Raw genomic sequence first — 5213 nt, forward strand, 5'->3', positions numbered from 1 at the left:
ACCACCCGACACACAGACCCCGACAACTACTTCGGCCTACCCCCACCCAACCCCGACGACGAACCACCACCCTTCTAAACGGCGGCGCTCCGACGCCGCTCGACCATATCTGCCCACGCTGACTGAGGGCGCGGAGCCGGTGATTGCACCCCAACACCGTTGTGATCCCAGCTCGCGTCGCCGCAGTTGGGCGCGGCGACGGCCACGCCGTCGGAATGGGGAATGCCCAAAAGTGCTACGGTGCACGGCTTTCCGGACTTGGCACCAGTAGTGGTGAGGATGAGCGTCGGCAGGCCGGGCCGCAATCCCGGCGAAACATGCTTGCCTGCCACGCGTAGCGAAAATCCTCGGCTGTCCATCGCAGGCCAGCGAAACCAAAGGCAGCAAAGCCCTCGACCACCTTGGGCACCACACCGAGGGGTGGGCGTGGTGTACCTCAGATCACTAGGCAACTTTCAACGTCTCCGATGACGCCGGCCACGAGAATGAACCTCGCGGAGTCCTCCTGCCAGCAGCTGGTGACGGCCCCCTGCGTGGGTATCCACGCCGCGACGCGGCCGTCGCCGCTGGTACCTCCGACCAAAGTCGAGCATCGAATAGTGAGCGAGGCGTCCACGGCAACACTCGATGCTCTCTTCGACGCGTTCCCGAAGCCTTGGCGGTTTCCGCTGCGATTTGCGAATCACCATAACAAGCGAGCGTTTGACGATTGGATGCGCGACTTAGAATCTGGTCAAGCCAGATTTGGCGTAAGCCGCCAGCTCGCGGCTAGGGAACTGCTGCACCCTAATGACCGCGCGTCGCCGCTTGCGCCTGGTCAAGCTTGCGCTCAAGCAACGCCGCAACGACTGGTATCTCGCTCGCTCATGCAAAGCCGTACAGCATCAACAGCCCACCCACGAGCAGCAAGGTGAGCGTTGTCACCGCTTCACGCCGCGCTTGGATCCATCCCCTGATCCGTTCAAGCTGTGGATCAATGCGAGGCCCGACAGCGAGGTAGGCCACCAACGGTGCGACGACCGTCGAATTGGCCAGGGCCGCATACAAAGCGACCGCGGTCACCGTACCCGGAACAGTCACATGCAGGCTCGCGATCCCCGCTCCCGCAGCGGCGCTGGCGGCAAGCGCTTTGGGGTTCGCCAGCAGCGGAAGGGCTCCCATCGCAATGGCAATCATCGGTGAAATCCTGCCGACCCGGCTCTCCCACCCGCGTCTATCAATTCCCCTGGGGCGACGCCACCGCATCCGCACACCGAGCGCCACAAGTCCCGCACCGATACCGACAACCACCCAGTCGGCCCACGGCGGACCGGGGCCGGCAAGGCTGCCTCGCAGCCACGGGATATGTATAACCGCCGTGGTCAGCCCCGCCAGCGAAATCGACCTGCCCAGCAGGTAGGCGATACTGGATGAGTAAGGGCGGTCGTTGTGAACAAGCAAAACCAACACCAACACGACCGGCACCGGAGAAAGCGCGATTACCAGCGCGGGTCCAGCCACTTTAGCCATAACGATCCCCGAAATGCTTATCACACAACACCCTTCAGACCGCCGATGGCACCCCGGCGAACTATCGGTCGAAGCAAATGGCGGTCGCCACTCACCCATCGTCGGCTCTCTGCGACACCAGGCATCATCGGCCGGATCGAGCATCGGTTAGCCGCGACCGGAGGTGGCAGGGTTCGGCGCACTGTTGCTGATGCAGACGAAGTTGCTTTGGTCGTGAAAGCTATCCACGTGTCCCGGCTGCCGGGGATGCGCAGCGCCGGAGGTGTGCGGCCATCAGCCACGCTCAATCGAGGCCATCCGCTGGCCGTACCAAAATGTAGTTTTCCCGACATGTCAGTGAGCCCCGCCCACGCCACAGATTCGGAACTCAGCGCATTCTCCTCGTGATCGCCGCTGGGGTCACTGCTGGGTTTGACTGGCCGTGCCGCCCGAGCGCATCGCGCGTTCGCCCGCTGTGGGTATCCCGAGCCGATGCAGCAGGAGACTTGTCGGGCACCAACCCACAGCCGCGTCGAGCAGAAGGTTCGCGCCCACGAATCCGGTGACCACTCTCCAGCGTGGGGAATGTGCACGCCCCAGGGCCAAGGTCGATAACACCGCGGTCCCAGCCATAAGGTGCAGCGTTCGCTCAAGTGTCCACCCGTGCGGTTTCGGCAGTCCAAACGCTGGACGCCCCATCAACGCCGGGACTTCATGGTTTTTCATTGAGGTTTCACACTCTTTCCGTTGTCTGATCGCAATGGGGATAAAGAATCCGGCCACAACCGATCTGTTCCGACTCGTCCGTCGGCTACTGAACCACTGGGCGGCGCAGCGGAGCCGTCCTACCGCACTCAACGAGAATTTCGAGGCGGACGGAGAACAACCGGAGTGGCCAGGTCAGAGATCCGACCCCGCCATCATACCCTCCGGGGTATTCCGCCACACGGCGCTGGGGCCTGGGCGCCGCACCTTGACTCGGGCGGCGAAACTGCCAGCGGTGCCAAGACGTTCTGGGTGGGCCAGCCGGCAGCGCGCTGATCGTTGTAGACGGCCAGGCGTACTCCGGCCCAATGCTGACCCGGGTTCCCCGCATTGCAGACGGCGTAGCCTTACTCAACGCGGTTTGCGCTGCCGCGAGATGCCCAGGATTCGCCCTCCTGCGGTGGCCATACCAGGGACCACCCGCCATCGCCGACGGCCGCGGATGTGCCACGCGGTCAGATGTCCGATCTGTGGGCAAGCGACGCGGTCGGGATGCGGCGCGCATGTCGAGCGACTCCGCGTGACGTACCGGAATAGCAACGGTGCGAAGGAGATTCAGAGCACCGAGGCGGCGCTGGTGGCAGCGCCGTTGAACCATCTGCACTAAAAGCGCGGTCCCGGCGTGTCGAGCAGCCGTCAATGGTGTCCGCTGAGGATGATCCGCATCATTTTCATATTGATACGGGCGAACCGCCAGAACTGGATCAGCAGGTTCTGGCGCGTTCGCAGCTTGGCGTGGGTGGGCAGCGGGGCGTTAGCGATGCCTTCTGCTGTCCGGATGTTGGCTTCCGACTCGTTGACGTTGTCGTCCATGGGGATGCCTTTCATTCCGGGATCAACCACCACAGCGGCTTGGCTTTGGCCTTGTAGATGAACAGATAGTGCAGTGCCAGCTTGATCCAGTGGCCGGCCAGGCCGAGCTCACCCGACGTGCCGGCGATGTCGCGGCCCGTCTGCGGGTAGCGCACCGGGTCCGGGACAACGGGGAACATCGTCATCGCGGCGGCCGAGCCGTTGCGTAGGCCGGTGCCGGCGGAGGCCACGCACGCGGCGCCCATGTTCGCCATGGAGGCGCGGTGGGCCGAGGCCTCCGGATTATTGATTCGATCCCGGATGGTCTCGGCGACCGTCTTGGCCATGATGCCCGACGGCATGCCCGTGCGCGGCGGACTGGGAGTGATGACCGTGCCATTGGCGCTCTTGCGCGGCCGGGATATCGGATGCGGGGGCGCGAACGCGATGCCTGGCGCGAAGATGTTCGGGTAAGCCGACGACTCGTAGGTGTGCGGCCAATCCTCCGCGGTCCATTCGTCGTAGGGTTTCCCCGAGTAATCGGCATCGACCTTGAGAAAGCCTGATGGTGCGAACAAGGTAGACGTGATGTCGTTGCCATCCCTGTCATAGGCCGCGAGGTCGGCACCCCGAAAGGGCGGCAGCAGCATGGCGAAGTCGAAGTCAAGGTCGCGTTGCGCGCCGTCGAGCTGCTCGTAGCGCAGCTTGCCGTCCATCACCTCGTGCACCGCCGCCTGCGTGATGGCCTTGACGCCGCGCTCACGAAACAGCGACTCAGTCCACATCCGGCTGGACTGAAAAAACCCCTTCTCCACGAATTGCATGCCATTGACACCAAAATCACCGAGTTCGTACTCGTTGGTGAGGTAGTAAATCTCGGCACGATCGCGCACGCCGGCGGTGCGCAGCATGTGCTCGACGTTGAAGGTGTACTCGAAGGCCGCACCCTCGCAGGTGCAGGTGCCGTGTCCGACACCAATAACCAGGCGCTGCTTCTCGCCAGCCCTCAGCTTGGCGATGACTCGATCGAGTGCGACAGCGGTCTCAGCGGCGTGGGCAGCGGTGCAGACCGAATAAGAGTGGCCGTCGGGACCGAGGCCGGGCGTGGCCGCGAAATTCAGCTTCGGCCCGGTGGCGTTGATGAGGTAGTCATACGTGATCGAGCTAGATTCGCCGCTGTTGCCCTCGCCTGTATAGACGAAGTCCACCGACGGCGACGACTGCTCGCCGGTGCCCTCGGGCCGGATCGCGGTGGCCAACGCCTGGTGGAACGCGATGCCTTTGCGACGATAGATGGGCCGGAGCGGAATCAGCACCTTCGATGGATCCATCCGACCGACGCCAACCCAGATGTTCGACGGGATCCAGTTCCAGTCGGCGCTGGGCGAGATCACGACGACCTCATGCTTACGAGGTAGCCATCGGCGCAGGTGCAACGCTGCGGTGTGTCCGGCGATCCCGGCGCCGAGGATGACGACTCGTGCCATTTCTGCTCCTCATCGAGACGGTCGGGGCTGGCCACAGAAATGGCGTGGCCCTGCGGCCATTGTATACCCCGCGGGGTATTGATAGGGCATGCGACGCAACCGACGCACCGCGCCGAGTGCGGCAGCCAGAGATGCCGGCCGTACGCGGCTACCCCCCGTTCCCTTGTATCGTCGAGTTTGTCGTTAACTGCTAGGGGAAGGCGTGGAGTATGCGCGCAATGAAGTTGGCCGGCTTGGCGGTAGTGACGGCATTCGCGCCCATCGCGATCCTCCTCGGCAGTGGCACCGCACATGCCGACAGCGACTTGGGTAAACCGTGCTCGCCAGAAGGCGCGAAGGTTTGGGGTAACCCCGGCCCGATTTATTGCCAGCGCAATGAGAATGGCGACCTGCAATGGGTGCCCATTGCTGCTTGGCAGATGTGTGTGGCGTTCTGCGATCGCCTCGGCGGGCCCTAGCGGGCACTAGCCCGTCAACCTGAAGCGCCAGCGACGCCGGGCTTGCCTGCTGTTCCGGGGGTTCCCACGGCACCGGCGTCTCCGGCTGTGCCGTCGAAAGCTTGACCACCGGCGCTGCCTCCGGCGCCCGCGCTGCCACCGATTCCGCCCGTACCACCGGCGCCACCGGCACCACCGCTACCGCCCGCCCCCGCTGCGCCCAGGTGGCCGATCAGCCCCAACG

Annotated in this window: 6 protein-coding genes and 2 pseudogenes; 2 read left to right on the plus strand and 6 right to left on the minus strand. The window is 64.1% G+C overall.

From position 1 onward, the window contains the following. Window positions 1-74 precede the first annotated feature (74 nt). The 3 genes from AWC27_RS33295 to AWC27_RS21600 form a co-directional block, all read right to left on the minus strand. Complete coding sequence (locus AWC27_RS33295; RefSeq protein WP_085672366.1) at window positions 75-359, minus strand: nitroreductase/quinone reductase family protein; 285 nt, start codon at window positions 357-359, stop codon at window positions 75-77. A 505-nt stretch (window positions 360-864) separates the two neighbouring features. Beyond that, window positions 865-1509, minus strand: a complete 645-nt coding sequence (locus AWC27_RS21595; protein WP_169726834.1) for a GAP family protein — start codon at window positions 1507-1509, stop codon at window positions 865-867. A 399-nt stretch (window positions 1510-1908) separates the two neighbouring features. Next, a complete protein-coding gene (locus tag AWC27_RS21600) occupies window positions 1909-2214 on the minus strand; it encodes a YgaP family membrane protein (protein WP_308207073.1) in 306 nt (101 codons plus the stop codon). Between the two features lie 272 nt (window positions 2215-2486). Between AWC27_RS21600 and AWC27_RS33300 the strand changes: the two are divergent. Next, window positions 2487-2777 (plus strand): annotated as a pseudogene (locus AWC27_RS33300) (hypothetical protein); the annotation flags it as partial. A 112-nt stretch (window positions 2778-2889) separates the two neighbouring features. Here the strand turns inward: AWC27_RS33300 and AWC27_RS21605 are convergent. Both AWC27_RS21605 and AWC27_RS21610 read right to left on the minus strand, forming a co-directional pair. Next, complete coding sequence (locus AWC27_RS21605) at window positions 2890-3066, minus strand: hypothetical protein (protein ID WP_245847384.1); 177 nt, start codon at window positions 3064-3066, stop codon at window positions 2890-2892. An 11-nt stretch (window positions 3067-3077) separates the two neighbouring features. Beyond that, window positions 3078-4532 (minus strand): NAD(P)/FAD-dependent oxidoreductase, encoded by a 1455-nt coding sequence (locus tag AWC27_RS21610; protein ID WP_085672370.1) that lies wholly within the window; start codon window positions 4530-4532, stop codon window positions 3078-3080. A 209-nt stretch (window positions 4533-4741) separates the two neighbouring features. Here AWC27_RS21610 and AWC27_RS21615 point away from each other — a divergent pair, with 209 nt between their 5' ends. Next, window positions 4742-4990 (plus strand): hypothetical protein, encoded by a 249-nt coding sequence (locus AWC27_RS21615; protein WP_083116233.1) that lies wholly within the window; start codon window positions 4742-4744, stop codon window positions 4988-4990. Window positions 4991-5004: 14 nt separating this feature from the next. On the opposite strand, the pseudogene AWC27_RS31635 reads toward AWC27_RS21615, so the two are convergent. Then, a pseudogene (locus AWC27_RS31635) lies at window positions 5005-5213 on the minus strand (hypothetical protein); the annotation flags it as partial.

It is taken from the genome of Mycobacterium szulgai, assembly GCF_002116635.1.
GTDB lineage: Bacteria > Actinomycetota > Actinomycetes > Mycobacteriales > Mycobacteriaceae > Mycobacterium > Mycobacterium szulgai.